The sequence below is a fragment of the Chryseobacterium sp. Marseille-Q8038 genome (genome assembly GCF_965111995.1).
The window spans coordinates 72,724-98,370 of the sequence record NZ_CBCOPN010000001.1 but is presented as its reverse complement, the minus strand read 5'-3'; the positions used below and the strand labels follow the sequence as shown (position 1 = coordinate 98,370).

The window sequence follows — 25,647 nt, the reverse complement described above, 5'->3', positions numbered from 1 at the left end:
TGATTTAATTATTTAACGTCCACATAACCAATGTAATTACATGATTTTTGAGATGAGTCAATTCATGAATTAGCACGTGCGCATTCGTGAATGAGCGCGAGTAAGGGTTTCCTACCACATGAAAGACCTATAATTTCGACATCAGAATTCTATTAATATCCGGGACCGGGATAATTCTTAAAACTATTTACAATGAAAAAGATTATCTCAATAATTTCAATTTTAGCGGGAATTGTGATTATGCACTCCTGTACACAGGAAGATGAAGAACCTGTTATGGCAGTAAAAAATGAAAGTTTAAAAACAATGGCTAAAGAAGGAAAGATTGATGCTGATAGCATTAACCAAGTACAGATTTATCAAAGTGAAGTCGATGAAAGTGGAGTACTCGAAGGCGATCCACCACCAAAAAATCAGGGACAATGGCGGATTAAAAATTAAATTTTATCGTTCGTTTATATGCAGTGCGCAATGCATATTTAAACGAATGTGATGCTACAAGATTGCTTCTAAACGCATTGAGGCTAAATAAAAGATCAATATTTGAGGTCATCAAATGTCAAGTTTATCCTTTAGATGCCAATAAATGCCAGGTTTAAAAAGATATTGATTTCCTTTTTTAAGTTTATCCATCTAAAAATTAAAAAATTTAATGTGTATGGATATTTTAGTTAAAAACCAGTCTTATTTTCGGTCAAGTCTTCAAGAACTGCTGGATACAAACTTTCCTGAAAAAGCTTATGATTCAAATTTCATTTCCAAACGTTCAAATTGGGCATTTAAAGCTTATGAAGGGGCACTTCAAGGAAAAAACAGCGAAGAAGAGGCTGAAAAAATTGCAAATTCAATACTTTTTGAGCGACTATACTTTTCCAAATTCAACACTATATTAGAAGTCGTCACTTATGAGTTCGATACTTATTTCATGGACGAAGAGCTAAGACCATTTGCATTAAGAATACTTAGAGAGTGTGAAGTTGTATTTAAAAAATATGATTTAACGGATGATTTTGCATATAGTACTTCCTATGATTATCTTTATCGAGATCTAAAGAAGAATATTGCGGTCTGGTTAAAAAATAACCTAAATCCGTAATCCTAATTTAAATAGAGACCCTACACTACCAGAAAACAAAAGAAGAACTGTTGTTAATTTTTAAGATTATCAACAGTTTTTTTTTGTAAAGCCACTATTGATTTTTAAAAAGTACTATTCTTTTTATCTTTATGTATGAAAGCTGAAATCAAAATACCAGAGAACTTCAAGCTCTATTCTATCAAAGGTCCATTATATTCAAATTTCGATAATGAATTGAATATGGAAATTGCAAATGAAATATTGAATAAACCTCTAATTGCTGAATTTATAGCTTATCATTTTCATGGCTTAATATGGTGGAACGATAAATTTGGTTACTGGTGCGCCGAAGTTTCACAAAATAATCTTTACAAAGGTTCTTACATCTCTGAAGAGCTTTGGCTTCTAATTAGCGAAGTGCAAAATATTTTTGGAAAAGATTAAATCCAAACTCCTTCATTTTCATTGATACATATTGCCAAAAGTAACCTCCAAATGCCTATGAAGGTCATAATAACAATCGGATAATTATCACAATTACTTTCGCTTGCAACAATAAACATATTGATATGCAAGGAGATGATGATTTAAGAGGATTAGCAAAAATTATTGCTTTTATGCGGGCAGTGAGCATCATTTTGATACTTATACATTTTTATTGGTTTTGCTTCAGTGCGTTTGCCGATAAGGGCTGGACTATAGAAGTTTTCAACCGCATTTTAACCAACTTCCAAAGGACGGCAGGCTTATTTTCACATACTATCTATACAAAGGCTTTTGCATTCCTGCTTCTTGCTTTAAGTTGTTTAGGAACGAAAGGTGTAAAAAATGAAAAAATTACCTGGACAAAAATTAATTCTGTTTTAATAATTGGATTTGTTCTTTTTTTTCTAAACACATCATTACTACTTCTTTCACCCGAAATAGGCTTCTTTCTATATATTCTTACGACAAGTATTGGATACATTTCGTTGATGGTAGGTGGGATTTGGTTAAGTCGATTATTAAAAAATAATCTGATGGATGATGTGTTCAATAATGAAAATGAAAGTTTTCAGCAAGAAAATAAACTAATGGGGAATGAATACTCCATAAATCTTCCAACGAAATTTTACTACAAAGGGAAATGGAACAATGGCTGGATAAATATTGTAAATCCATTCCGAGCAACGATTGTATTGGGTACACCTGGATCTGGTAAATCATACGCGGTCGTAAACAATTACATAAAACAACAAATTGAAAAAGGTTTTTCAATGTATATCTATGATTTCAAGTTTGACGACCTTTCTACCATTGCGTACAATCACTTGCTGAAGAATACAGATAAATATAAAATCAAACCACAGTTTTTTGTGATTAATTTTGATGATCCGCGCCGTAGTCACCGATGTAATCCTCTCAACCCTAACTTTATGACCGATATTTCAGATGCTTACGAAGCAGCTTATACTATCATGCTTAACCTCAACAGGTCGTGGATTCAGCGTCAAGGGGATTTTTTTGTCGAGTCACCAATTATATTACTGGCGGCGATCATCTGGTATCTGAAAATCTATGATAATGGCAAGTACTGCACTTTCCCTCACGCAATAGAATTGCTGAATAAAAGATATGAAGATGTATTTACTATTCTTACCTCATACCCTGAATTGGAGAACTATTTATCACCTTTCATGGACGCATGGCAAGGAGGAGCGCAAGACCAGTTACAGGGACAGATAGCATCTGCAAAAATTCCCTTGTCAAGAATGATAAGCCCGCAATTGTATTGGGTAATGACCGGAGATGATTTTTCTCTGGATATCAACAATCCCGAAGAGCCTAAGATTTTGTGTGTGGGTAATAATCCAGACAGGCAAAATATTTATTCTGCCGCATTGGGGTTGTACAATTCAAGAATTGTAAAACTCATTAATAAGAAAGGACAATTAAAAAGTTCGGTTATTATTGACGAGCTACCCACGATATATTTCAGGGGACTCGATAATCTTATCGCGACTGCGAGAAGTAACAAAGTGGCGGTTTGTTTGGGCTTTCAAGATTTTTCACAGTTAATACGTGATTATGGTGATAAAGAAGCTAAGGTAATCCAGAATACAGTTGGGAATATTTTTAGCGGGCAGGTGGTTGGAGAAACAGCGAAAAGTCTATCAGAACGTTTCGGAAAGGTATTGCAGAAACGACAAAGTATGACTATCAATCGTAACGATAAATCCACTTCCATTTCTACACAGTTAGATAGTCTTATTCCAGCTTCAAAAATTTCGACCTTAACACAAGGAATGTTTGTGGGCGCGGTCTCCGATAATTTCGATGAGCGCATCGAACAAAAAATATTTCACGCAGAGATCGTCGTGGATAATGAAAAGGTAACCAATGAAACTAAAGGATATAAAAAGATTCCGCAGATATTATCCTTCACCGATGATAATGGAGTAGATGGCATGAAAGAAGTTATTGAGCAGAATTATAGGCAGGTCAAACTAGATATTCTTGGAATTATTGATAGGGAATTAGATCGAATTGCAAATGATCCGGATTTAGCTCATTTACTAAAGAAGGAATAGTGGCATATATTATTGTGTTCCAATATTGCGATGCATCATATTGATTATCAAAATATACAGTGCCTGTTACGTTATACAATATTTTTATTTTTTTTAGAAAGCCAAAAATATTTACTTAATTAGTAAAATAATTTGGATTTTCTTTTCTATAAGAAATTTGTTACACTAGCTGGCCAGTTTATGAATACGTATTTATTATCACAGGTAGAAAAAACAGTTAAAGAATCAATTGAAGAGTTTGCCAAACTTCCCTGGATCAGTTCGGCATTTCATACGAACCAGATTGATATACTTCAACTTCAGTTAAATAAACTGATGGATTATTACATTGATTTTTTTCAAAAAACAGGGTTTCTGCCAAAAGAATTGGATCTATTTAAAAGTTCCTGCATTATTGAACGAAGGATAAAAGATTTTAAAAAACCAAAAAATGATGAAATTTTGTTGGGCTTCTCCTTTGTAGTTGACCAGATTTCAGACAATATTAAAAATCGTATAGTTCCTATCCATCTTCAATATTCCAAGACATCAAATTTCGCCTTATTGACCGGTATTGCAGCGACCGACCCTTGCGGTAAAAATATAGTTTTTATGCTTCATGAATTTGCAATACCGAAGATGATCATAAATATCATTCCAAGGGACCTGGTATATATACAACGACTTTTAGAGGGGTATCAAACAAAAGTAGAACCATCCCTGCAGGAATATGTTGCCTCGTTTAATAAAAACTATAAGCAGTTTCAAAAAGATTGCAAAGTCTATTTAGAAGATACTTTTTATCAATTTTACATGAAATTAAAAATGATTGGTGCAAACCGTGATTTATTTTTCACTGAGAAGACCAAGAAAGAAGTTGCTTATAATAATCAGTTCAATGATTATTTAAATATGTATCGTGTATTCAGCAAACATTATAAAATATCTTTGGATGACATACCAAGATTTAGACAAATATTAAATTATCCATAATTATTTTCCTACTAACAGGAATTTTATACAATAACAAAGTCTTTTTATGATATACATTCTCCCTTATTAGATATTTTTTTCACATAAGGTTTCTGAAATTTGATTATGAAATAATCATTAAACAGATTGTGATGAAGAGTTTTCTTAAATATTTAAAAGATTATGCAAATGTTGTCGCTTATTTAACAGCGTTGCTTTTTGTATACGCTGCGATGAGTAAACTTTTAGATTTTGAGAACTTTCAAGTACAGTTGGCTCAATCCCCATTGCTAAGTGCATATGCCGGATTTATTTCCTACGGTGTAATTATAATTGAATTTGGGCTGGCATTATATCTCTGTGTTCCAGATTATCAATTACTCGCTTTATATGGTTCATTAGGATTAATGTCTGCATTCACTATTTATATATACCTTATTTTAAAATACAGTGACTTTGTTCCTTGTTCATGTGGAGGAATACTGGAGAAATTAGGATGGACAGAACATCTTATTTTTAATATTGTAATTGTCTTACTCGTTTTTACAGCCATTCTTTACCGAGAGAGGAAACAAAATCCGCTCAAAAAATTAACCTTACCTCTATCTATTTCGGTCACAACTATTTTTGTCAGTTGTGGAGTTGTGGTGGCTTTATTTTTAAGCTCAGAGCAAGTTATTAAAAGAGAGAATAATTTTACCAGACGGTTTCTTCAGCATCCAATTCTGAGAGAAAAGAGTTTTGATCTGGGGATAAATTCGTATTATTTTGCAGGAATGGGGGACGGAAACATCTACTTAGGAAACACAACTGCGCCGTTGTTCATTACAAAAATTGATACGGGACTAAGTGGCATCTCAGATATCAAAGTAATGCTGGATAATAAAAACCATGTTTTCCGCAATTTAAAATTATCTGTTCGCACCCCTTATTACTATATGTATGATGGTTCGGTACCAGTTATATATCAAGGAAGACTTGGTGACTCGTTAGCCCATACAATCAGTCATGGTGATGCTTATTTTAATCAGCTTACTGTGTTGGATTCAATGAAATTCGCAATCAGAACTCAGCGCAGATCCGATAAACAATATATCCTGGCTTCATTAGATTTAGATAGAAATAAAAAGCTGGAACTAAAACCTGATATTTTAGAGAAACAGATTGACGGTATTTTTGATGTCGATGGGATATTAAGTTCTGACAGTCGCCACGGAAAATTGGTCTACACTTATGTTTACCGGAATCAGTACATTGTTATGGACAGCAGTTTTAAGATATTGAATCGGCTAAATACCATTGATACGACAACCCGCGCCAAAATCTCCGTCACCCGGTTATCCAATGGTAACAATAAGATGAGTGCCCCACCTTTTAGTGTCAATAAAGGTTCAATGATCAGTGGAAATCTACTATTTAACCAATCCAACCTGAAAGGTAAACACGAACCTTCTAAATCCTGGAAGACATCTTCAATAATAGATGTATACAGAACCGATCAACAGCAATATATAGGTAGTTTTTATATCCGGCATAAAAACAATATACCCATGTCAGCAATGATTGTCAGTGATGACAACCTTTTCGTTCTTATCGGAAACGAACTGGTTCGCTACAAAATCAGGCCGGGAGCTTTCAAAGTGAATTCAAAACGAAACAGGCCGCTCTGGGAGCAGCCTGTGGATAAGGGAACAAAAAAAGGGATTGCCGAAAACCTTGAAAAGATTAGGCGTAAACCAATAAACACTTAATATGAAAAAGATATTATTACCTGCCCTTATTGTAGCAATGGGTGCAGGAGCAGCTTTCGCTTCCAATATGGCGAGTAAGGCAGCTAAAGTAATTCCGACCTATCGTATTGATGCGAACAACAAATGTGTTCAGGTACAACAAGATTGTAACGCCGCATTAGGATTTGTTTGTACCTGGAATGGGGATGGTACTTCACAATTATACGAGTTTATGGACAGCGAAACTCAATGTTCACAAGAACTATTTAGAACTACTCCATAAGTTCGGAGAGAAGGCGTCTAAAAAGGCGCCTTCTTTTCAATTTGCCTATTGATCCAAAAAATATCTTTTTGATCTTTCAAAAAATAATCGAACCATTCCAATATCCTTTTGTCCCGGTCTTTTTCTTCTAGGGGCAAACCAAGGAAATCATGATCACCTTTTGGATAGAAAAGTGCAATAACCTGTTTCTGATAACGCCTTAAACCTACATAAAATTCCATGACCTGACCCAATGGGACGTTTGAGTCTTTCTTACCTGCCCAAAGTAATATTGGTGCATTGACGTTTTCGACGCCTAAAACAGGGCTATTTAGTAAATAGCGTTCCTTATCCTCAGCCACTGAGGTTCCCATCTTAAACTGTTCAGTTTCATACATATAATAATATGGCATTAGAAAATTATTGGAATAGGAATAATAACTGCTGATCAAATCACTGGGTCCTGCTCCTGATACATATGTCTTAAAACGCTTCGAGTGGGTGGCGATTAAATTGGTTTCATAACCACCATATGACTGCCCGGCAAGGGCAATTCTTTTTTGATCAATAAAAGGATTTTTCAATACAGCATCCAGCGCATGGTTGACGCATTCCAGTGCTGACATACCTGGACCAGCCTTGCCTTGCTCGATATCAGGCAGATATACAAAATATCCCCTTTCCAGCAAAGTCCTGATCTGGAAGCCTACTGGCGACACATTATTGGGAGAGAGATAATCATTACTTAAAGTCCGTTGTACTTGATAGATATGGACAACCATCGGATACTTGTTCTTTGGATCATAATTTATCGGATAATATAAAATGCCCTTTAATTCCTTTCCAACGGCTTTGAAATTATAGATTTCCTGTTTGATCCTTTTTGCTCTAGTATCTTTAATCGCGGCGTCAAACAATAGACTTTTTTGTCCTTTAGCGTTATATGAATATAGTGTAGGGGGCAGGTTGAAATTTCTTTCCAACGTATAAACGGTTGTCATGTCTTTATTGAAAAGTAAATGACCAGGGTCAATCCTGTTTTCTGTTTCCGGCACAACTTGCTTCCATTTCCCCTTTTGGTACAGTTTATAAGAAATTCTATTTATATGATTATCATAAACTTCGAGCAATATGGAATCTCCCCGAAGGAATGAACTCATTGTGCCACTACTCGGATCACTGATGAGATTTTTTATTTGGACAGTTTTTCCTTTAGCTATTTCCAAGGCTGTCAATTTCTTAGTTTTAATGTCATATTTCCACAGATCATTGTTGCTTTCAAAATAGATCTGTTTGTTATCCGCCGAAAATATCGGCTGTTCAAGGCTGTTCTGTTCTATTAAGGCTTCTTTTTTTCCAGATGAGCTGAACAAAGACCATCTTACGCCATCATTGCTGGCCAAGAACCATCGACCATCCTTGGAGCAGAAAACCCGATTTCCCAGAAAGTCAGACCGCCAACCTTTTTTTAAATATTGAACCTGCTTCAAGTTTCCTATTTTCACTAAATTTCCGGTTGTCATATCTAATACGTCTGCATCATTAATTTCGGGGTTGAACGTAGTAAAGTTGTACCCTTTTCTTGGTAAATAACACAGGAAAAAACGCGCATTATCTAAAGAAGCAAGCTCATGTCCCTCTGGCAGTTTTATTGGCAGTACGTTATTCTTTTTAGTGTCCCATAACCAATACTCGTTATTTACATACTTTTTTTTATGTACATTAACAAAAGGATCATTTCCATACCATACCTCCACCAAGGGAGATTGTTCTTCGGAGAATCTGACCTTTGAATTGATAAGATAATACCTTCCATTTTGTATTTGATTCAGATTCACTTCCGATTTACTTGGAAGATCCAGTTGAACCACTTGTTTAAAATCAAGCTCTGTATCAAGTATAGTCAATTGATTATTTTCTTTCTGAGACTGAACTTCGGTAATGAGCAGCTGTTTTCCTGATGGCGTAAGTTCGATCTTTCCAATTGGATTTTCTGTTGAGTACACTATTTCGTGGTCTGTGCCTGTGGTTGCAAAGATCTCGCTTCTTCCCTCAATTTGCTTTACAAAGTATAGCTTACTTTTATAATCCGTTACCAAAAGACCGTCAATGTTTGATATTTCCTGTAACTGATTTCCAGTAAGATCATAAAAACGGAGGTACTTATCTTTGGTATGAAGAGCATATCTGTTTAAATAATCCAGCCGATAATAATTGCTGACGTTATTATATTGATATGATTTGCTGCTTTTAAGGTTTACAAACTGCACTTGATTGTCTTTCCTTCCAAAAACACCATCTTCTTTTAGAAAATCCAATAATCCTGTCGATATAATCTGGTGTACCGTTTTTCCTTTTGTACTTACCACATAGGCCGTATCTCCGCCAAGCTTATATTGTTTATTGATCCCTATCCAATTTCCTTCTGAGGAAATCTTTGGAATCCCACCCAATGTGGCAAACTTCGCTTTCCACTTCGTTATGGTATCTTCTTGTTGCTGAGCAGACATCAATAGACATCTTGTCAAAAGCATTAATATCACTACGTTTTTCATAATTAATAGCCGGTATTTTGCGGTTTAAGATTGGAATTCAGTAGAAGCTCATTTTGCGGGATAGGCCAGAGATTGTGATAATTCTTCCAATTAGGTTTAACATTTAAAAAGGTGTTGAGTTTACCCATTCTTTTTAAATCAAGGAAACGGTGTCCCGTTTCTGTGAAGAATTCACGTCTATCTTCCAAAAGGATTTCACTGAGTAGATCCGGCTGGCTTAAATTACTTAAAGGTGCTAATCCGGCACGTTGTCTGATTGGATTGAGATAAGTAAGCCCTTCTGTAAGTTTATTCTGATTTGCCAATGTCTCAGCCAAAAGAAGATAAGGCTCTTCTATCCTGAATATGATGGAATATTCATTTGTATTCGTATTGTCACGGTTTTTATATTTTTCGGCTCGGTACCAGCTCTCTCCATTGTAGGATACCACTGCCATCCAATGCTGTTTTCTTAGGTCATTGGATGAGAATGAATTTACCAGATTATTGTTTAGGGTGTAGGAGTTCGGTTTAGCATTTGAGAAATAGTATAATGTGGCCTGTTTGAGAGAAGTGTTATTGGCAGGTTTTAACTGCCAAAGAATATGTTTTCCAGATTTTTGAAATACTTTTGTTATATCTGTTTCCATCAGATATATAGAAGATTGAATAATTTCTTTCAGGATTTGTTCTGCCTGTATCCACTGTTGTTGTGCCATATAAATTTTAGCCAGAAGGAGTCTTGCTGTCATTTTATTGGGATAGATACGTTCTGTATTTCTATAGTCATCCTGAAGAAGTGTCAAAACCTGATTGAGATCGTTTTCCAATTTCGAGAGTACTTCTGATGAAGGTGTTTTTTTAATGATCTGATTGACATTATAATCAGTAGTATTTGGTAGAGGAATATCTCCATAAAGCTGGTTTAAATAAAAAAACATTAATGTTCTTATAAATAAAGCTTCACCCTTCAAATATTTTTTGTCGGAGGCTGATATACCCGTAGATTTATCCACACCTGCTAAAATGGCATTAGCAGTATAAATATGCTTATAAGATGAAACCCATATACTGTATACAGTCTGGTTCGTGTCCGTCTGCTGGTTAAGATAAAGTTCCCTGGTTGGAGTAATTGTTGTACTAAATTCATCCAGTTCATCAGTATATACTCCTAATGCAGCGTCAAGATTGGCGCCTGAAATTGGTGAGTTGGTCATTACATCCGCATACAACGCCGATAGAGCAGAATTGGCAGTTTGAAGATCTTGAAACACTTCATTACTGGCGATCTGATTGTTTGGCATGTCTACTTCTATCAACTTTTCGCAAGAAATGGAAACGTATGCTATGGAAAATGCGTAAACGCATGTATATAGTATTTTAGATATTTTCATGAGATAAAGAATTAAAAATTTAACTGTAATCCGAAAGAATAAGTTCTCAATGGAGGTAGAAAACCGGAAATCAATGCTTCTGGATCAGCCCCAAAGAATTTAGTCCAGGTGACAAGGTTCTGTCCCTGAAAATAGATTTTAACACTTTTAAAGGGACGTGATTTTATTGGCAGGTTGTAGCCCAATTCAATATTTTTTAATCTTATAAAGGAAGCATCCGATACCGCTGCTGTACTTCCTTTAAATAAATTGTGACTGAGCAGGTTTTTGGATGCGCTATATGGCATATATAAACCATTGGGATTTCCTTCAGACCAAACATCTAAGACCTGAACAGGCTGGTTAACCATTGTTCCGGGAAGCGGCATAATTGAATTTTGGTTGTAGTTTTTCTTTTTGACAAATTGAAACAAGACAGATAGGTCCCAGTTTTTATAGCGTATACTGTTATTTATGCCTCCAAAAAATTTAATTTGAAGATCTTCAATAACCTGGCGGTCTTCTGGGCTAGATATTTTGCCGTCTCCGTTAAAGTCTGTGAATTGGTACAATCCCGTCTGAGGGTTTATACCTTCCAGTTGATAGAGTTTAACAATCTGAGTTGAAGAGCCAATGGAATATTGGCTAGCATAAGGCGAACCAGCCAAACCGGGGAATGACAATAATTTATTTTCAGGGAAGGTGATGTTGAAGCTGGTCTCCCAATTAAAATTCTTATCTGAAATCGGTTTGATATTTAACTCAAATTCCAATCCGGTATTTTGTACCGTTGCGTCAAGGTTTGCGGTTACACTGGGAAATCCGGTAACAGCCGACAATTGATAACCAACTAATTGATTGGAAGATCTATTACGGTAATAGGCTATGTTGGCGTTAATCCGATTATTAAGAAAGCCTAGTTCAATTGCAGCTTCAAACTTTCGGGTTTTTTCCCAGCTATAATTTGGGTTAAAAAGCCGGGCGGGTAATAAGCCAGTAACTCCATTGTATATCAACGTCGGGGAAACAGTATAATTGTCCAAAAATTGAAAATCCCCAATATTATCGCTTCCTGTGGAACCATAACTTCCGCGAAGTTTTCCAAAGGATAACCAGTTAGAATTTTTTAAAAAGTTTTCATTTGAAAACAGCCAAGCAGCTCCAATAGCCCCGAAATTGGCATATCTGTTATTTGGTCCAAAGCGGCTGCTCCCGTCGCGTCTTCCTGTTATGTTGACAATGTATCTGTTTTTGTATTGGTAATTCAGCCGTCCAAATAGTGCTGCATATCGGTACTCAATTGATGATTGATCACCCATCCTGATTGTTTTTGCGGCAGCAACATTTCCGATAAACTGGTTACTTTCAAAACCAATCCCTGTTATCTCGTCGGTATCCCTGACATTTCGCTGAAAACTACCACCGACCAAAAAATCAAGTTTATGATTTCCGAAGCTTTTTATCCAGTTTAATTGTGGTTCAATAATAATTGAAAATATCTCCTGATCTTTTTTTCTCGATTGGGAAGTTGCACTGGAAGCCCCGCTGGCAAGCGATGGATTGTTTACTGTATTGGGAAGAAGGGATACTTCATTTATAGCAGTATAATTTAATCCAGCATTTACCTTAAAACTTAGATCAGAATAAATTTTATATTCCGCATTTATATTAGACTGAAAGAGTTTGGTATCATTACTATAACTGGCATTGAAAGCTGCTAAAGGATTTGTAAATGTATTTGCTGCCCAATTGAGGCTTCCATCGGAATTGTATAGGTTTGGTGAAATAGGCGCCAAAGTATAAGCACTGCTTGTAATATCGGTTCTAACAACATTATTTTTTTGATTGGTGAACATATTTGATAGACTGAGCTGAAAACGGTTGTCTTTTGAACGGTGGGAAAGATTTGAATTGAAAGTATTGCTGATATATTTGTAGCCATGTCCAAAAGGAGTTGTCTGTTCGTTATGCCCAAGACTGACCAAAAAATTTGTAGTTTCACTACCCCCACTTACGGAAAGTTGTGTGTTACTAAACGTCGCTTTATTACCAATCAATTTTTTTTTCCAGTCCGTTTCATTGTTTCCCCAAGTCCCATTAAGGTCATAAGCTGTTGCCGGATAATTGATAACGCCATCATTGACGAAGGCTTTATGGCGCATGTCGAGATATTGATCCTTATTCAGTAATTTGAGGTTTGAAAGGGCCTCACTTATACCATAATTGGTTGTGAGACGTACATTTAATTTGCCCGATTTGCCCTTTTTGGTGGTTATTAGAATAACGCCATTCGCACCTCTAGACCCATAAATTGCCGTTGCATCAGCGTCTTTTAATACTTCAATGCTCTCGATATCATTGGGGTTTATGCTATTTAATGGATTAATTTTACCAGAAGGCATCACTGTAGCACCTATTTGAGTATTTTCAGCTGTTATTTCACTTAATGGAACACCATCAACTACATAGAGTGGCAAATTGCCGTCTAGTGCTGAATTCATACTAGTTCTTAAACTATTCTGACCTCGAATCTGAATTGTAAAACCACCACCCGGAATCCCTGAGTTTTGCGAAATATTGACTCCTGACATACGTCCCTGTAAAGAGGACAGTACATTGGTGACAGGCTGATTTTCAATATCCTTAGCTATTACTTTTGCAATACTTCCAGTTTGCTCCTTTGCTCTTACTTTGTAATATCCGGCATTAACCACAATTTCATCGATTTTGTTGACCTCAGCAGTATTTTTTATGTTATCCTGCTTCGCCATAGGCATTGGGGAGAACTCTCCGTTAGTAGATACTGGCTTACTTTCCCTTTCACGGATAACTATGGAATTATTGTAAATAGATATTTCCAATGGAAGGTCTTTGAATAGCTTTGCTAGGCAGTCGAGTAATAACTCATTATTGCATTTAGTGCTTGGAACTTTGTACTTTATTAATGACTTCTTGTTGTAAGAAAAACGACGTATTTTATTTTCTTTCAAAAAAAGTTCGATAGCATCTGTTGCTGGTACAGATTCCGAATCATAGTTTACCCTCATGATAGAGAGATTTTCTTGGGCATAGAGGCCCTGCCATCCGATCAAAAAGAACACGGCGGCTTTGTACAAAATTTTCATATTTTTGTAAAGTATTTTAAATTAATATCTAACCGAGATCTTAGTTGAATACAGGACCGACGGGGCCAACCGTCGGTCATTTTTTTATTCAACATTTAAAATTTCCTTGGGTCAAGTATCGTCATCGAGCGAGGGCATAATTAAAGCCCATAGTTTTTCACTCCAATTGAAATGTTTTATCATTGATTTGTTTTATGTTGAAATCGAATTGGAAAGCAATGATTTCTATAAGTGATTTAGCAGTAGAATTTGTGGATGAAATGGTAATCTTTACATCCTTATCTTTATCAGGGATTAATAATTTTATATTATAGGTTTCCTCTATGATTTGAGCCACTTTAATTAGGGAACAATCATTAAATGATAAACTTGATTTAATATTAGATTCTATTGATTTTGATGTTGGAGATATTCTTGCGACTTGTGTAATCCCCAAATTTGAAAATGTTTCTTTTGGTTTTAGTTCAAAAGATTCATTAGGCTTTTCAGACCTATATACTATTACTTTACCCTCATATAGATCGACACTGAAAGTTTTATCACTTTGGTAAATCTTAAAAATAGTTCCCAAAACTTTGGTTTCATAATTTCTCCCATGCACTATAAAGGGCTGTTCCTTGGATTTACTTACTTTAAAAAGGCCATTTCCATTCAAATAAACATTTCTGGCATTTTTCCACAAAAAATTATCTACAGTAAGCGAGGAACCGCGGAATAGCGTGATTTCGGATTTATCTGAAAGTACAATTTGGAGATTGTTATTTCCAGCATTATAAGTCTCGGTCTTTAAAAATAAAAAGCCTGCAATTCCTAAGAAGAAAACTGTTACCGCTAATGCACTACTAAACAGTAGTAAATTTCTTTTTTTTCTTTTACGGTCATATGTTCTGGTAGCACTAAAAATGTTATTCCAGATTTCCTCTTCTTCTTTTTTTGTAAAATCCTGAAAAGGTTTTTTCTTATCGTCCATGAATTGGTTCTTTCTTATATATTCGCGAGAACCCAAAAAAAGGACAGTAAAAGAGGTGTTTTTTAACTTAGTTTAACAGACTTTAACTATTTTTATGATTAAATATGCGATTTTTTATAAATAGCAAGGATTGCTGTATGTGGTATTTTACAGTTCTTTTGGGAATATTCAGCTCCACGGCTATATTTTCCTGTGTGATTCCTTCCAGTTTATTCATTTTGAATATTTTTTGTCGTATTGGAGGGATAAGATCATCAATAGCAATTTCTAAATTTGAAAGTTGCTGTTCTTTTATTTCATAATCAGGAGAATCAGATTCGATTAAGCTTAAGTCTTCATCAAGAGCGGAATGTTTTAATCGCTGAACGTTCTTTCTGTAAAAGTCAGCAATTTTTTGATTGCAAACATTAACGACTATTGCTTCAACATCTTTAGTATTCAATCTGGCTCTGTTAATCCACAATTGGATATGGACATTCTGAAATACATCCTTTATATCATCTCTTTCTTTTATTTTTTTAGAAATTATTGAGAGTAATAGAGGTCGAAATTTTTGAAGATGATTTCTAAAAGATTGCTCTTCGGGAGTAATATGTCGGTTGGATGGCAACATGTCTGAACAACAAATTTAATAATTTTTTAATAATTCATTCAATATTATTAAACAAATTTCAATATCAGATATCTTACACACCTCAAAAACAGCAAAATCTATAATTGGTTTATAAATAGCTTACCCAAAAATTCTTTATTTAATTTATTAGATAAAATATTAATATATTAGCAGTCGGAATATTTAATAGAATATTAAAATATAAACGAGCGTAAGCTATCGAAAATTTAATCTAAGAAAACCGCTAATTTTCAAAAAAGATGCAATTCGATAGACTTACGCCTGTGCCTACTATTGGCATGGGCTAAGTCTTTTCGGCATCTGGGTTCTTAGCGGTACCTCTTAGACGATTGGCTTCAGTACCCATGCCTTTTTGTGTTTATCCCAACTTAATACATAAGGAAAATTAGATAAACTTTTAAAAGTTTAAAATACGACGGGTTCTGACGTTTCCACGATATACCTTCGCTTTATAGATTTATGATATAGGAATATTTGAAAATAAATCAAATTTCCGTGAAAATACCTATATCCGACAATATAAAAATAAATTAAATTGCCAATCCTACTGACCTAAAAAGACACATTTATCTGATGAAACAAGCATTATTATACCTTATTGTATTTAGTCCCATTTGCTTTGGCCAGATACCAAAGTTGCCTGCAACTCCACAGCAAGCTACCTTATATAGCACTAAGGAAACACAATACAAATCAGAGGTGATTTTTCCAAAGTCGAATTATTCTGCTGAAAAAGCTTACAAGAATGTAAGTCCAAAATCTGATCATGAACATATAAACAGAGAAGTTGAACGTCAGATTGCAGAGATACGAGCGGAATCATTTTCGAGAAATTTTATGCTTTCTCCCTTATCGGATAAGAAGGGAACTGGCGCTTATTACAATGCTTATGAAAATCTTTCAAAACTTGATCCCGAAAGTTATTCAATTGCTGACGCTGTTTTCCTTGTTGAGAACGCGTACAATAATAATGATAAAAATTTTCAGGCAACTTATCAGGGCCAAATCCAAAAAGCCACAAATATCATTCGGAAAGAAATTAAAACTAGTGGAATTGAAGATTCCGACAATGTTTCTAAAAATCTGTCCATTTTCAAATACTTTGCAGAGGACAGTAAACTAAACGGAAAAGTAGTCCACAAAGCAATGAAGTATGATTTTGAGGATTATATGGGTGCTAAAGACTACTCGAAGATGTTTGTATCTAAATTGATGAAGACAAATTCTGGGCAATGCCATTCGATGCCTTTATTGTATCTCATTTTAGCTGAACAAATTGGTGCGGAAGCTTACTTGGTTATGTCACCCAATCACTCTTATATCCGGTTTAAAGATGCTGATGGCGAAATGTTAAGTGTTGAGCTTACCAATGGGATGTTTTCTGCAAATTCATTTGTGCTTAATTCGGGGTATATTAAAGCAGAAGCACTAAAGAACAAACTATATATGCAGAATCTAACTAAGCGTGAGATCTTATCACAGACTTATGTAGATCTTGCCAGCGGATATATCCACAAATATGGTTATGATGAATTTGTCTCCAAAGTTCTCGATAAAGCATTAATACTCAATCCAAATAATATAAATGCAACATTATGGAAGAGTAATACGGATCAAGTACGCTTTATGCAGGCTTGTAGTAGGTTTGGGATTGATCCTCAAATTAAGGAGCAGCTTCAAAATATCCGTAATTATCCTCCATTGGAAAATCAATTTCGCCAAATAAATATAGGCTTTGATTATATTGATCAATCAGGCTTTACCCAGATGCCACTTGATCAGTACGAAAAATGGCTTGGATCATTAAAGAGTACAGAAAACCAGCAAAAAAGTGATGAAATCGCTGAAAGGATTAAGATCCTAAATGCGCAAAAGCAAAAAGAAGCCAATAAAAAACCAAAACCAATCACTCCGAAAAAAGAATCCCTAAAGATCTACAAGATTCCAAAGGAATTTTTATAAAAAAATCAAAAGACAAATAAATTATGAGAAAGATTTTATTTTTTGTTTTCCTTTTCCTCGTCTGTTTTTCGCAAGCGCAGGTAAATCAAAAGAAAAAGAACACAAAACAAAAGGAATGGGTAAATCCCGTTAAACTGACCAAGGAAGAGCGATCTCGCCCCTATATGACTGAGGTACTAAAAACTAGAGATAGTCTGAGCCCTCAGGAAGCTGAAAGAAGAAGAAAGAACATTGAAGCTGGAAATCCCTTTAAGAAATATGGCTACTATCCCAAGGTTGCGACGTTAAGCAAGGGAAAATACTTGGAATTTCACGATCAGGATAGCGTGGTTACTATTGGATCGGTGCGATTTAATGTAAAAAAGAGTGAAGTTGTCGATTTTTTAGAAGTGAATCTTGACGATCCAGATGCTCAACCGATCGGAGACACACATGGTCGCTGGATCAGTCCCGATCCCCTAAGTGAGGAATTTAGTAGTTGGAGTCCCTACAACATGTCTTTTAATAATCCACTAAAGTTTATAGATCCTGACGGTAGAGCTCCAGAAGAGGTTAATGGATGTTGCTGGTGGCTTCGGCTAATGCCTTTATTTGAGGAGTCCTCAATTAAACCAACTGTTATTGAAACGCTTACAAAAACAGGAGAAGTAGGAACTAAAGCAGCAGAAAATTCAGCTCGACAGGAACGTTTTAATTTTGGCCGATATGTTGAGAAAAAGGAGCTTGCTGAAATGGGAAAGGATAAAAATACGCAAACTTATGAATTTACAGATCCAAAAACAGGGAAAACAGGGCGTACGATTCCAGATGCAATGACAGATGAAGGTGGAACAATTGAAATAAAGCATGTAGTTAAACAGTCTTTCACGAAACAACTCAGGGGTCAGCAACAAATTTCTAAAGGCAACGGTCAGGAGGCAATATTACATTTAAATAAGTCAGCAGAAATTACTAAGCCTTTAGAAAATTCAGGTATTAAAATACAAAGATATGTTGCACCTCCAAAACCAAAAATAGATAATATGAAAGTTACTCCTGCTCCAGCGCCGAAGCTTATGCCTGTACCAAAACCTAAAGATCCTTGTAACGGTGTTCCTGGTTGTGCGTAGTGTTAAATTTATTATATTTAATGATGACTAATATTGAAATATTGCTTGAAGCTATTAAAGAGCAAGCAGAAAAATTTTTACTTGAAAATGGTGAATTTGCTCCATACGCTACTTATGTTAGAGCAAATGGAAAACTGACTTATATTTCCGCTTACTCAGAATCAACCGATTCAAAAGAAATGTATGATGTTTTATTGGCCGGAGCGTATGAAGATCTTAAAGATGAAGATGTTCGGGCTTATGCTATAGCTATGGATGGTAAGTATCAAGGAAAAGATGTATTAGTAGTAGAGTTTGTCCTATCACCAGAAGACAAATATCAGCAGCTATATCCATACAAAATTGAGAATAAGAAAGTAATATTTGGTGAGAATTTATTCAAAAAATCATGACAGATAATCCATATTTGACTTTTAAAAATGATGAATTTGCGAAATCAGAGATTTTAGCTAAAGAGCTAAATATTTCTGCAAGTGATTTTATTAAAATTCAAAATTGGTTTTACTTATTGCTTTTGAAACATGAGCAAGCAATTCATGATAAGAAGGAGCAGGTAAAAACAGAAAAAGAATTGGAAGCAAAATTCAATGAACTCATTTCATCAGAAATCGAAAGGAAATGTTATAAATACATCCTTCCTAAGTTATTGCATTACAACAACGTATTCAATGATGCTTTTTTGAGGTCATTATATGTAGTAAGATTAGGTGCTTTACTCAGAGATAATTTGATAAGCAAATTTGTAAAGGACAAGATGATTGTCTATTCACCAGAGGATTTTTTTCATATTACTGTTTATCTTAGAGATAACTATTTCGTTTCGCCCAACAGTAATTTCATAGAAGACATTCTAAAAATAGAACATGTTCGTGGTATTTTTAAACAGGCTACTAACGATGTTAAGTTTTCAACTTTGAAAAATATACTGCACATTATCCATCAAAAAGCCTTTCACCATGATATTATATGTTTTAAAAAGATTTTAAAATTAGTATCAGCAAAAGATATCGCATTAATTGATTATTTGAAGAGATTTGAAGTGATAAATAAACAGGGTTGCTATAAGATTATCAATGACATTTTGAATTTGGCAATAGCTGAAAATGCTTGGGATGATTTTGAGATTAAAGTTCAACTGATTAATTTTTTCGATACAGCCCGGGGGGCAAATCCTGCTGCAAGTTGGAACAAAAAATTTCACGAACTGTCTGGAACTATTGATAATGCCATATTTTTACAAGCTGCAAATAGCGTTGTGGAAAATGAAAGTTCTAAAAACTACGAGTTTGATTATGGCGCGGTTTGGGGCGACGATACGGCAAAAAGATTTTTGAAATCGGCCCAATGGATTAAAGATATTTTGTCCCTAACAACCTTATAGTAAGTTTGGGGAGTATGAAACTGCATTAACATTGTATAACCCCAAATACGATGTCATAAATTATGAATGAAAAAACTGGTATTTCCGGGCTATCATCCGATAAAAATACGAGAAACAGTGGGGACGCTAACCTTTGTAAAATGAATAATACTTTTCAATTAGAAGAAAACCAAGAATATCTCTATTTATTATATAAGGCAAAAAATACCATCTGGTATTTCGATAAACTGATTAAAGAAGGTTATTTGGGCTATTCTTCGATAAAGTTTAAGAACAAGGATGAGATTTTTGTGTGGTTGGAGGATATCAGGATCGAAGACAGCTATTACTGTGGAGTTCTGGCGGAAAATAATGATCCCGAAAAAGTTCCATTCAGTGAAGCTGTTGATTGGCTGATTATTGATAATCAAAGAATGTTGGGAGGTTATACAGTAAGGCATTATAGAAATATGCTTGGAGAAGAAGAAAAGCTGAATTTTGAAATAGATTGCGGATATCGAATTGATGAGGGAGATGATTTCTTCAGGCCGGATTTATCTACGGCAGAGGGTGCAATTATTACAATTGAGGAGTTTTATAACAATAAGGACCTTGATGGTATATTTTCCTGTAAAGATTTCAGAAAGGAGGCAGAAAATATCATGATTGGCCATTCTGTAGTGGTAAATGAGAAAAATCTTTCAAAGATAACATCCGTATTGAAAACATCTTTTGTTGATTATTTAGAAATAAGTGGTTTTCCAAATTTTGAAGGTGTAGAAAGAGTATTCACCTTGAAAGATCAAAGGGAAGATCAGCAATTGATTGAGGAAAAAGTTATTTATAGAGATGGGTCAATTGCGATAAATGAGCTATGGGTTTGGAATTCCGGTGCTGCTGGCTGGAAAGTGTTGAACCTAGTTGAATAAAACTAATTATGAAATGCAAATAAACGATGAGATTAGAAGAAATAATTAAAGCCATAAGAATTAACCAAGTAAAGGAATTATTAGGGGAAAATTTTGTTGATCTAGATTTTGATAGGATTATTATCTATGCCGAATTTTCTGTAAGCGCTGACACTGATTATAAATTCTTTAAATCAAAAAGAGGGTTGGGAGCAATTATAAAAGATAACAACATATCTTATGAAAAACTCTGTTCTATAAGGGAGTTGAATAATTTGATAAATTTTTTCCTTTCAAAATATTCCAAAAAAGAGGATGATATTTTGGTAATTGAGGTACTTGATTATCTTGATAATAACAATAACCAATATTCTTAATTCACCAGAGCCACATTATGAAGTACTTTATTATAACCTTATTTGTAATGCTAAGCAATCTTGCTAATGCTCAGGAGAACCGCTTTTATGATGATGCATTTCTCACAATTGAGAATATGCTTACTGATAAGCAGGCTTATAGTTTTAAGACTGCTGTATTAAGTGTGGAAGACGCCTATTACCAGGGTAAACTAGATACAGCCGAAGTGAGCCGGAAAATAAAATTCATGGCAAACTTTGCGAAAAAAATAATAGAAAATAGGGACTTGACCTATGAAGAAAAAGATAAAGTGGCTGTAAGTAAATACGCTGCTATATTTTCAGTTATCTGCCAGGAAACGCCAATTATTGTTAATAGAGATACGCTCAAGTATAAAGCGTTTTCCTACGATTTTAATGATGTATTTGGGCACATAGACCTTTCCAATCTTTTTGTTTCCAAGTTGGTGAATACACAGAAAGGTAACTGTAATTCTCTGCCCTACCTTTATAAAATCCTAGCCGAGGAGATTGGTGCAGATGCTAGTCTTGCTCTCGCACCTAATCATATTTATATCAAGCATAATATCAAGTCGATAGGTTGGTATAATACTGAATTGACAAGCGGTATTTTTCCGCAAGATGCCTGGTTAATGGCTTCGGGATTTATTCATTTGAATGCTATTGAAAATGGTGTTTATATGAAAGCGCTGGATAGTAAGGAAAGTCTGGCACTATGTCTAGTGGATCTTGCCAATGCATACAACCGATCTTTTCCCGAAAATGATGGTAGCTTCGCTTTGAAATGTGCTGATCGTGCGGTACAAATATTTCCGAATCTGATAACGGCCTTGATTCTAAAAGCGGAAACGCATAAAAACCAATATTTAAAGCTTGAAAAAACTTCTTCATCTGCTGTTAAGCTACTGTCAGTAATAAATACTGAATACAGTTATATACATAAAATCGGTTATAGAAATATGCCACAAGGAATGTATTTAGAATGGTTAACCTCATTAAAAAAGGAAAGAAAGAAATATAGTGATCAGCGAGTAAATCTTTGAATTCATATGTAGCGATCAAAGTTTTCTACGCTTACGTTTACTCTTTCTTTTCATCCGGTTCTCAAAATCAATTTCCTCAAAATCTTCTCCCTGTGAGCCTGGTATTATTGAGCCCGTTCCCTCAATAAAATTCTCGGTCAGATTGGCTATAATTCCTTCATCTATGAAATCGAATAATTTATGGATCGGCAGGTCATTTTTTTGACCAATACCATTATCATCACTGACTGGCCTTGCCCCTATTGTCCAATACTCGTTAAAGAAATTTGCAGATAGGTTCTTTGCTAACTGGGAGCCATTATAGACAGAATGACTTTCATGGTCGATAAAAGTAACACCATAAATTCTACCTTCATCATTTCTGCGTACTACAACATTGATTCCCTGTTTTGCCAGCTCTTTTTTAAATTCTGCCTCGCTATTGGTAATTGCTAGAACAGATTCACAGGTATTTTTTATAATCGATTTTGCAGGACTGGATTTCATAGCGATTTTGCTTTCTTCAAAATGATTGTTTAGAAATTCCATTCCTGCCTTTTTTCCGAATAATGAAGCTTTAAAAGGATTGCTCGCTTTCTTGCCTTTTTCATCCAATGCAAAATAAACAAGACCACTTTTTGGCTGTCCATGAATTTCTCCTTTTACCTCTTCGGCTGTGATGTTAAATAATGACAATAGTGCGTTGTACGCCCCTAAAGTCTGAAACCGGTAGTGTTGGGGAAGATATCGGACCACCGCCGAAATCTGACTCTTTATATTTCCTTTTGTATGGTTAACAGGTCTAAAATTAAGTTCATCTTTAGATAATTTTTCAGTCGCGGGCAATAACCCATAATCCTTTTCAATATTTCTGCAGATGGCCATCGATTTGCCGTGATCATTGTAATCGGGAATTTTCTTTCCGTCAGATTTTACGCAAGTGGTAACTATGTGCATATGGGTTCTTTCAATATCTGTATGTTTAAATATAATGTAAGGCTGATTTTTGAATCCCATTTTTTCCATATATTCATTTGCAATGGCAATAAGATCATCGTTCACTACTTTATCATTCGGATCAGGATTTAAAGAAATATGACGGATTGGTTTCTCTGTTTTGTTGTTAGCTGTAAGATATGGATCAAAACATTTCATCAGATAACTGACCGAATAAGTTCCATCGAAACTTTCCGGCATGTTATTAAGACCAAGAATCTGCCCATTTTCACTTGCTACTTTTTGAAAATTGTAGGTAATTACTCCGTAAAGGTTTGCTCCTTTTCCAATTTTAGCGATCATTTTTCAAGATGTTTTTTTCCAAATTCGAGTGTTAAGTCAATGATTTTTCGACAAAGTTCTGCAAGTTCAGCAGTTTGATTTTCCAATTTGAACAAATATGCCGCGGCCTTTTTCTCTGAAAAATTGCGGTACAAAATCTTCACGATCTGATTATAATTTACGCCTATTGATCGAAACTGACTAAATAAATTGGTTAACCTTGTATGATATTCCACTGCATTCATATCAATTTTCACTGTCTTTATGGTTTTATCAAACATGCAAGCTGTGATAAAATGTGCCATTACTTTCATTCCTGACTTCTCAAATAACGATAAGAAACGATCATTCTCCTTATCGTTCAAACTTATAGAATACCGGTGTCTTGCCGGATCAACCTTGGGCTTGCGCCCAGACTTTTTGATTTGCCTCTTTTTTTGATTGTCCATTGTCAAAAATTAATGTTTTAATGAAAACCTCGACTTCGGAGAGTGTTTTTAAAGCCCCGCTAGGGCAAGTTGTTTTGAGCGGCGGAATTTATTTCAAGCTGCTCAAAAGATAACTTGCTCCTTTCCGATGAAAGGATTCCGCCAGTATTGGCGGATTGAATAAAAACAATTAATGGATTATATACTGTTGAACCATCAAAAGTAAATATTGCCTTACCCCCTCTATACTAATTCAATACAAAGTAAAGGCTACTTTTTTAAAGGCTCACCATACGAGCCAGAGCCAAAAAGTGCCGCATTTCGCCAATCAATTCCAGGTATCTAAAATGGATTAATAATTACTTGTTCTTTGTGCTATCAAGCTAGATGAGCTGATCGTATCCTGGATATCAGGCATGCAAATAATCATGGAAGCAAATAATCAGGCGGGCTAAATGGAGAATAGGCTTTCAAACAGGTTAGAAAACCAGTTTTCAAGATGACTGCCCAGTTAAAATGTTGTCCGGCCAGAAAGATTTCCTGGATTCAGTGAAGGAAGCAAAAATGAAAGAATGAACGCATGCCAGATATAATTAAGATCAGCATGATGGATAGAAAGTCTAGAAGCTAGAATGAAAACCTGCAAGATTTCGCACAGGAAGATTTCCTAACAGGTAATCAGTCCATTATTCTTTCAGTACAGAAAAGAAGATTTATATCGAGAGAGCATTCCGTATATCCGGCATGCTTGCAGGATTTACAAAATACAATTACACAAAAATTATTAAAAATCAGAGAAAATGGAACAGAAGAAAAAAACATTATTTGTAGCCTTCTCCAGCCAAAAAGGTGGTGTAGGTAAAAGTACTTTCACATCTATTTTAGCCAGTACATTACATTATAGTCGAGGACTTAATGTAGCTGTTTTTGATTGCGACTATCCGCAACATAGTCTTGCCCAGATGAGGCAGAGAGACCAATCCGCAATTATGAAAAATGAGACCTTTAAAAAATTAGCTTTCCAACAATTTAAGGAATTAAATAAGAAAGCTTATCCCATATTTCAGTGTAAGCCAGAGCTGGCCTTAAAAGAAGCTGAACAATATTTACAATTGTCACAGCTACCTGTTGATATCATCTTTTTTGATCTTCCAGGAACGGTGAACACTCCGGGGCTTTTAAGCACTCTTGCAGGAATGAACCACATTTTTTCTCCAATCACCGCGGATCGGGTTGTGCTTGAAAGTACGCTTTCTTTTACGGATGTGATGACTAACGTTCTAATAAAAAATGGTCAAACTTCGATTGAAACAATCAGACTATTCTGGAATCAGGTAGACGGCAGGGAAAAATCAGTTCTTTATGATCATTACGATCGAATAATTCATGAATTGGGACTGACATTGATGGAAACAAGAGTTCCGGACAGTAAGCGTTTTCGCAAAGAAAGTGAATCAGAAGCAAAGACCGTTTTTAGGTCCACTCTGCTCCCGCCGGATAGAAGACTTATAAAGTCTAGTAAAATGGATATGTTCATCGAGGAATTTTTGAAAACAATAAAAATGCATGATAATGGATAAAAATAATAAAAAAGCGAATATTCCAGAAGTTGATGAAGAATATCTGATGCAAGTTATGGCTGAAGGAACACGTGATCCAAATCTGCCACTTGCCAGTGACCCGCCTGTTGAAAATAAACCTGTGGCAAAAGAAAAGGCAAAAGTTAGAAAACAATCAGAAAAGACTTACGGAGAACTTTTTCTAAAGAATCATTCTATGAATCGAAGAGGTGAAAAGAGCATCTACATAAGGCAGGAGTCTCACGAACGTCTATCAAGGATTGTACAGGTTATTGGTGAAGACAAAATCCCGCTTTATGCCTATCTGGACAATATTCTAAATCATCATTTTGAGCTTTTTGAAAAGGCGATTACAGATGATTTCAATGATAAGTTTAAACCTATTTTCTAATTATT

The 25,647-nt window shown here is 35.1% G+C and carries 23 protein-coding genes; 16 read left to right on the top strand and 7 right to left on the bottom strand.

Features of this window, described 5'->3' with window-relative positions:
* Positions 1 to 192 precede the first annotated feature (192 nt).
* From ACWPWS_RS00500 to ACWPWS_RS00470, 7 genes are all read left to right on the top strand, one after another.
* Positions 193 to 441: a hypothetical protein gene (locus ACWPWS_RS00500; RefSeq protein WP_454045103.1), complete on the top strand. Its 249-nt coding sequence runs from the start codon at positions 193 to 195 to the stop codon at positions 439 to 441.
* Positions 442 to 658: 217 nt separating this feature from the next.
* Positions 659 to 1,096 (top strand): DUF1896 family protein, encoded by a 438-nt coding sequence (locus ACWPWS_RS00495; RefSeq protein ID WP_454045102.1) that lies wholly within the window; start codon positions 659 to 661, stop codon positions 1,094 to 1,096.
* A 135-nt stretch (positions 1,097 to 1,231) separates the two neighbouring features.
* Complete coding sequence (locus ACWPWS_RS00490) at positions 1,232 to 1,522, top strand: hypothetical protein (RefSeq protein WP_454045101.1); 291 nt, start codon at positions 1,232 to 1,234, stop codon at positions 1,520 to 1,522.
* A gap of 125 nt (positions 1,523 to 1,647) precedes the next feature.
* The gene (gene mobC, locus ACWPWS_RS00485; protein ID WP_454045100.1) at positions 1,648 to 3,648 is read left to right on the top strand and encodes a conjugal transfer protein MobC; all 2,001 of its coding nucleotides are present in this window, start codon (positions 1,648 to 1,650) and stop codon (positions 3,646 to 3,648) included.
* A gap of 180 nt (positions 3,649 to 3,828) precedes the next feature.
* Positions 3,829 to 4,620, top strand: a complete 792-nt coding sequence (locus ACWPWS_RS00480) for a hypothetical protein (RefSeq protein WP_454045099.1) — start codon at positions 3,829 to 3,831, stop codon at positions 4,618 to 4,620.
* A gap of 131 nt (positions 4,621 to 4,751) precedes the next feature.
* The gene (locus ACWPWS_RS00475) at positions 4,752 to 6,350 is read left to right on the top strand and encodes a DoxX family protein (protein WP_454046877.1); all 1,599 of its coding nucleotides are present in this window, start codon (positions 4,752 to 4,754) and stop codon (positions 6,348 to 6,350) included.
* Position 6,351: 1 nt separating this feature from the next.
* Positions 6,352 to 6,612 (top strand): DUF6520 family protein, encoded by a 261-nt coding sequence (locus ACWPWS_RS00470; protein WP_454045098.1) that lies wholly within the window; start codon positions 6,352 to 6,354, stop codon positions 6,610 to 6,612.
* A 17-nt stretch (positions 6,613 to 6,629) separates the two neighbouring features.
* Here the strand turns inward: ACWPWS_RS00470 and ACWPWS_RS00465 are convergent, their stop codons facing one another.
* The 5 genes from ACWPWS_RS00465 to ACWPWS_RS00445 all read right to left on the bottom strand — a co-directional run bounded on the left by ACWPWS_RS00465 (position 6,630) and on the right by ACWPWS_RS00445 (position 15,206).
* Entirely contained in the window at positions 6,630 to 9,146 is a 2,517-nt protein-coding gene (locus tag ACWPWS_RS00465) for a prolyl oligopeptidase family serine peptidase (RefSeq protein WP_454045097.1), read from the bottom strand.
* A 2-nt stretch (positions 9,147 to 9,148) separates the two neighbouring features.
* Entirely contained in the window at positions 9,149 to 10,429 is a 1,281-nt protein-coding gene (locus ACWPWS_RS00460; protein WP_454045096.1) for a RagB/SusD family nutrient uptake outer membrane protein, read from the bottom strand.
* A gap of 101 nt (positions 10,430 to 10,530) precedes the next feature.
* Positions 10,531 to 13,623, bottom strand: coding sequence for a SusC/RagA family TonB-linked outer membrane protein (locus ACWPWS_RS00455; protein WP_454045095.1), 3,093 nt, complete (start codon positions 13,621 to 13,623; stop codon positions 10,531 to 10,533).
* 157 nt (positions 13,624 to 13,780) lie between these two features.
* Positions 13,781 to 14,593: a FecR family protein gene (locus tag ACWPWS_RS00450; protein WP_454045094.1), complete on the bottom strand. Its 813-nt coding sequence runs from the start codon at positions 14,591 to 14,593 to the stop codon at positions 13,781 to 13,783.
* 82 nt (positions 14,594 to 14,675) lie between these two features.
* On the bottom strand, positions 14,676 to 15,206 hold the full coding sequence (locus ACWPWS_RS00445) for an RNA polymerase sigma factor (protein ID WP_454045093.1): 531 nt from the start codon (positions 15,204 to 15,206) through the stop codon (positions 14,676 to 14,678).
* A 594-nt stretch (positions 15,207 to 15,800) separates the two neighbouring features.
* On the opposite strand from ACWPWS_RS00445, the gene ACWPWS_RS00440 reads away from it, so the two are divergent.
* The 7 genes from ACWPWS_RS00440 (at position 15,801) to ACWPWS_RS00410 (ending at position 21,986) form a co-directional block, all read left to right on the top strand.
* On the top strand, positions 15,801 to 17,189 hold the full coding sequence (locus ACWPWS_RS00440; RefSeq protein ID WP_454045092.1) for a transglutaminase family protein: 1,389 nt from the start codon (positions 15,801 to 15,803) through the stop codon (positions 17,187 to 17,189).
* Positions 17,190 to 17,212: 23 nt separating this feature from the next.
* Positions 17,213 to 18,298 carry a putative toxin gene (locus ACWPWS_RS00435; RefSeq protein ID WP_454045091.1) on the top strand — a complete coding sequence of 362 codons (1,086 nt, stop codon included), beginning with the start codon at positions 17,213 to 17,215 and terminating at the stop codon, positions 18,296 to 18,298.
* A 20-nt stretch (positions 18,299 to 18,318) separates the two neighbouring features.
* Positions 18,319 to 18,690 (top strand): hypothetical protein, encoded by a 372-nt coding sequence (locus tag ACWPWS_RS00430; RefSeq protein ID WP_228434861.1) that lies wholly within the window; start codon positions 18,319 to 18,321, stop codon positions 18,688 to 18,690.
* On the top strand, positions 18,687 to 19,679 hold the full coding sequence (locus ACWPWS_RS00425) for a hypothetical protein (RefSeq protein ID WP_454045090.1): 993 nt from the start codon (positions 18,687 to 18,689) through the stop codon (positions 19,677 to 19,679). The genes ACWPWS_RS00430 and ACWPWS_RS00425 overlap by 4 nt, the downstream gene beginning before the upstream one ends.
* Before the next feature lie 62 nt (positions 19,680 to 19,741).
* Positions 19,742 to 20,587 carry a DUF2314 domain-containing protein gene (locus ACWPWS_RS00420; RefSeq protein WP_454045089.1) on the top strand — a complete coding sequence of 282 codons (846 nt, stop codon included), beginning with the start codon at positions 19,742 to 19,744 and terminating at the stop codon, positions 20,585 to 20,587.
* Between the two features lie 26 nt (positions 20,588 to 20,613).
* Positions 20,614 to 20,943 carry a hypothetical protein gene (locus ACWPWS_RS00415; RefSeq protein ID WP_454045088.1) on the top strand — a complete coding sequence of 110 codons (330 nt, stop codon included), beginning with the start codon at positions 20,614 to 20,616 and terminating at the stop codon, positions 20,941 to 20,943.
* Positions 20,944 to 20,960: 17 nt separating this feature from the next.
* Positions 20,961 to 21,986: a hypothetical protein gene (locus ACWPWS_RS00410; protein ID WP_454045087.1), complete on the top strand. Its 1,026-nt coding sequence runs from the start codon at positions 20,961 to 20,963 to the stop codon at positions 21,984 to 21,986.
* Positions 21,987 to 22,001: 15 nt separating this feature from the next.
* Here ACWPWS_RS00410 and mobB read toward each other — a convergent pair whose 3' ends face one another.
* Positions 22,002 to 23,264 (bottom strand): conjugal transfer protein MobB, encoded by a 1,263-nt coding sequence (gene mobB / locus ACWPWS_RS00405; RefSeq protein ID WP_454045086.1) that lies wholly within the window; start codon positions 23,262 to 23,264, stop codon positions 22,002 to 22,004.
* Positions 23,261 to 23,692 carry a conjugal transfer protein MobA gene (gene mobA, locus ACWPWS_RS00400; protein WP_454045085.1) on the bottom strand — a complete coding sequence of 144 codons (432 nt, stop codon included), beginning with the start codon at positions 23,690 to 23,692 and terminating at the stop codon, positions 23,261 to 23,263. Before mobA ends, mobB begins: the two co-directional genes overlap by 4 nt.
* Before the next feature lie 779 nt (positions 23,693 to 24,471).
* Between mobA and ACWPWS_RS00395 the strand changes: the two genes are divergently transcribed.
* Entirely contained in the window at positions 24,472 to 25,251 is a 780-nt protein-coding gene (locus ACWPWS_RS00395; RefSeq protein WP_454045084.1) for a ParA family protein, read from the top strand.
* The gene (locus ACWPWS_RS00390) at positions 25,244 to 25,642 is read left to right on the top strand and encodes a DUF3408 domain-containing protein (protein WP_454045083.1); all 399 of its coding nucleotides are present in this window, start codon (positions 25,244 to 25,246) and stop codon (positions 25,640 to 25,642) included. The genes ACWPWS_RS00395 and ACWPWS_RS00390 overlap by 8 nt, the downstream gene beginning before the upstream one ends.
* Positions 25,643 to 25,647 lie beyond the last annotated feature (5 nt).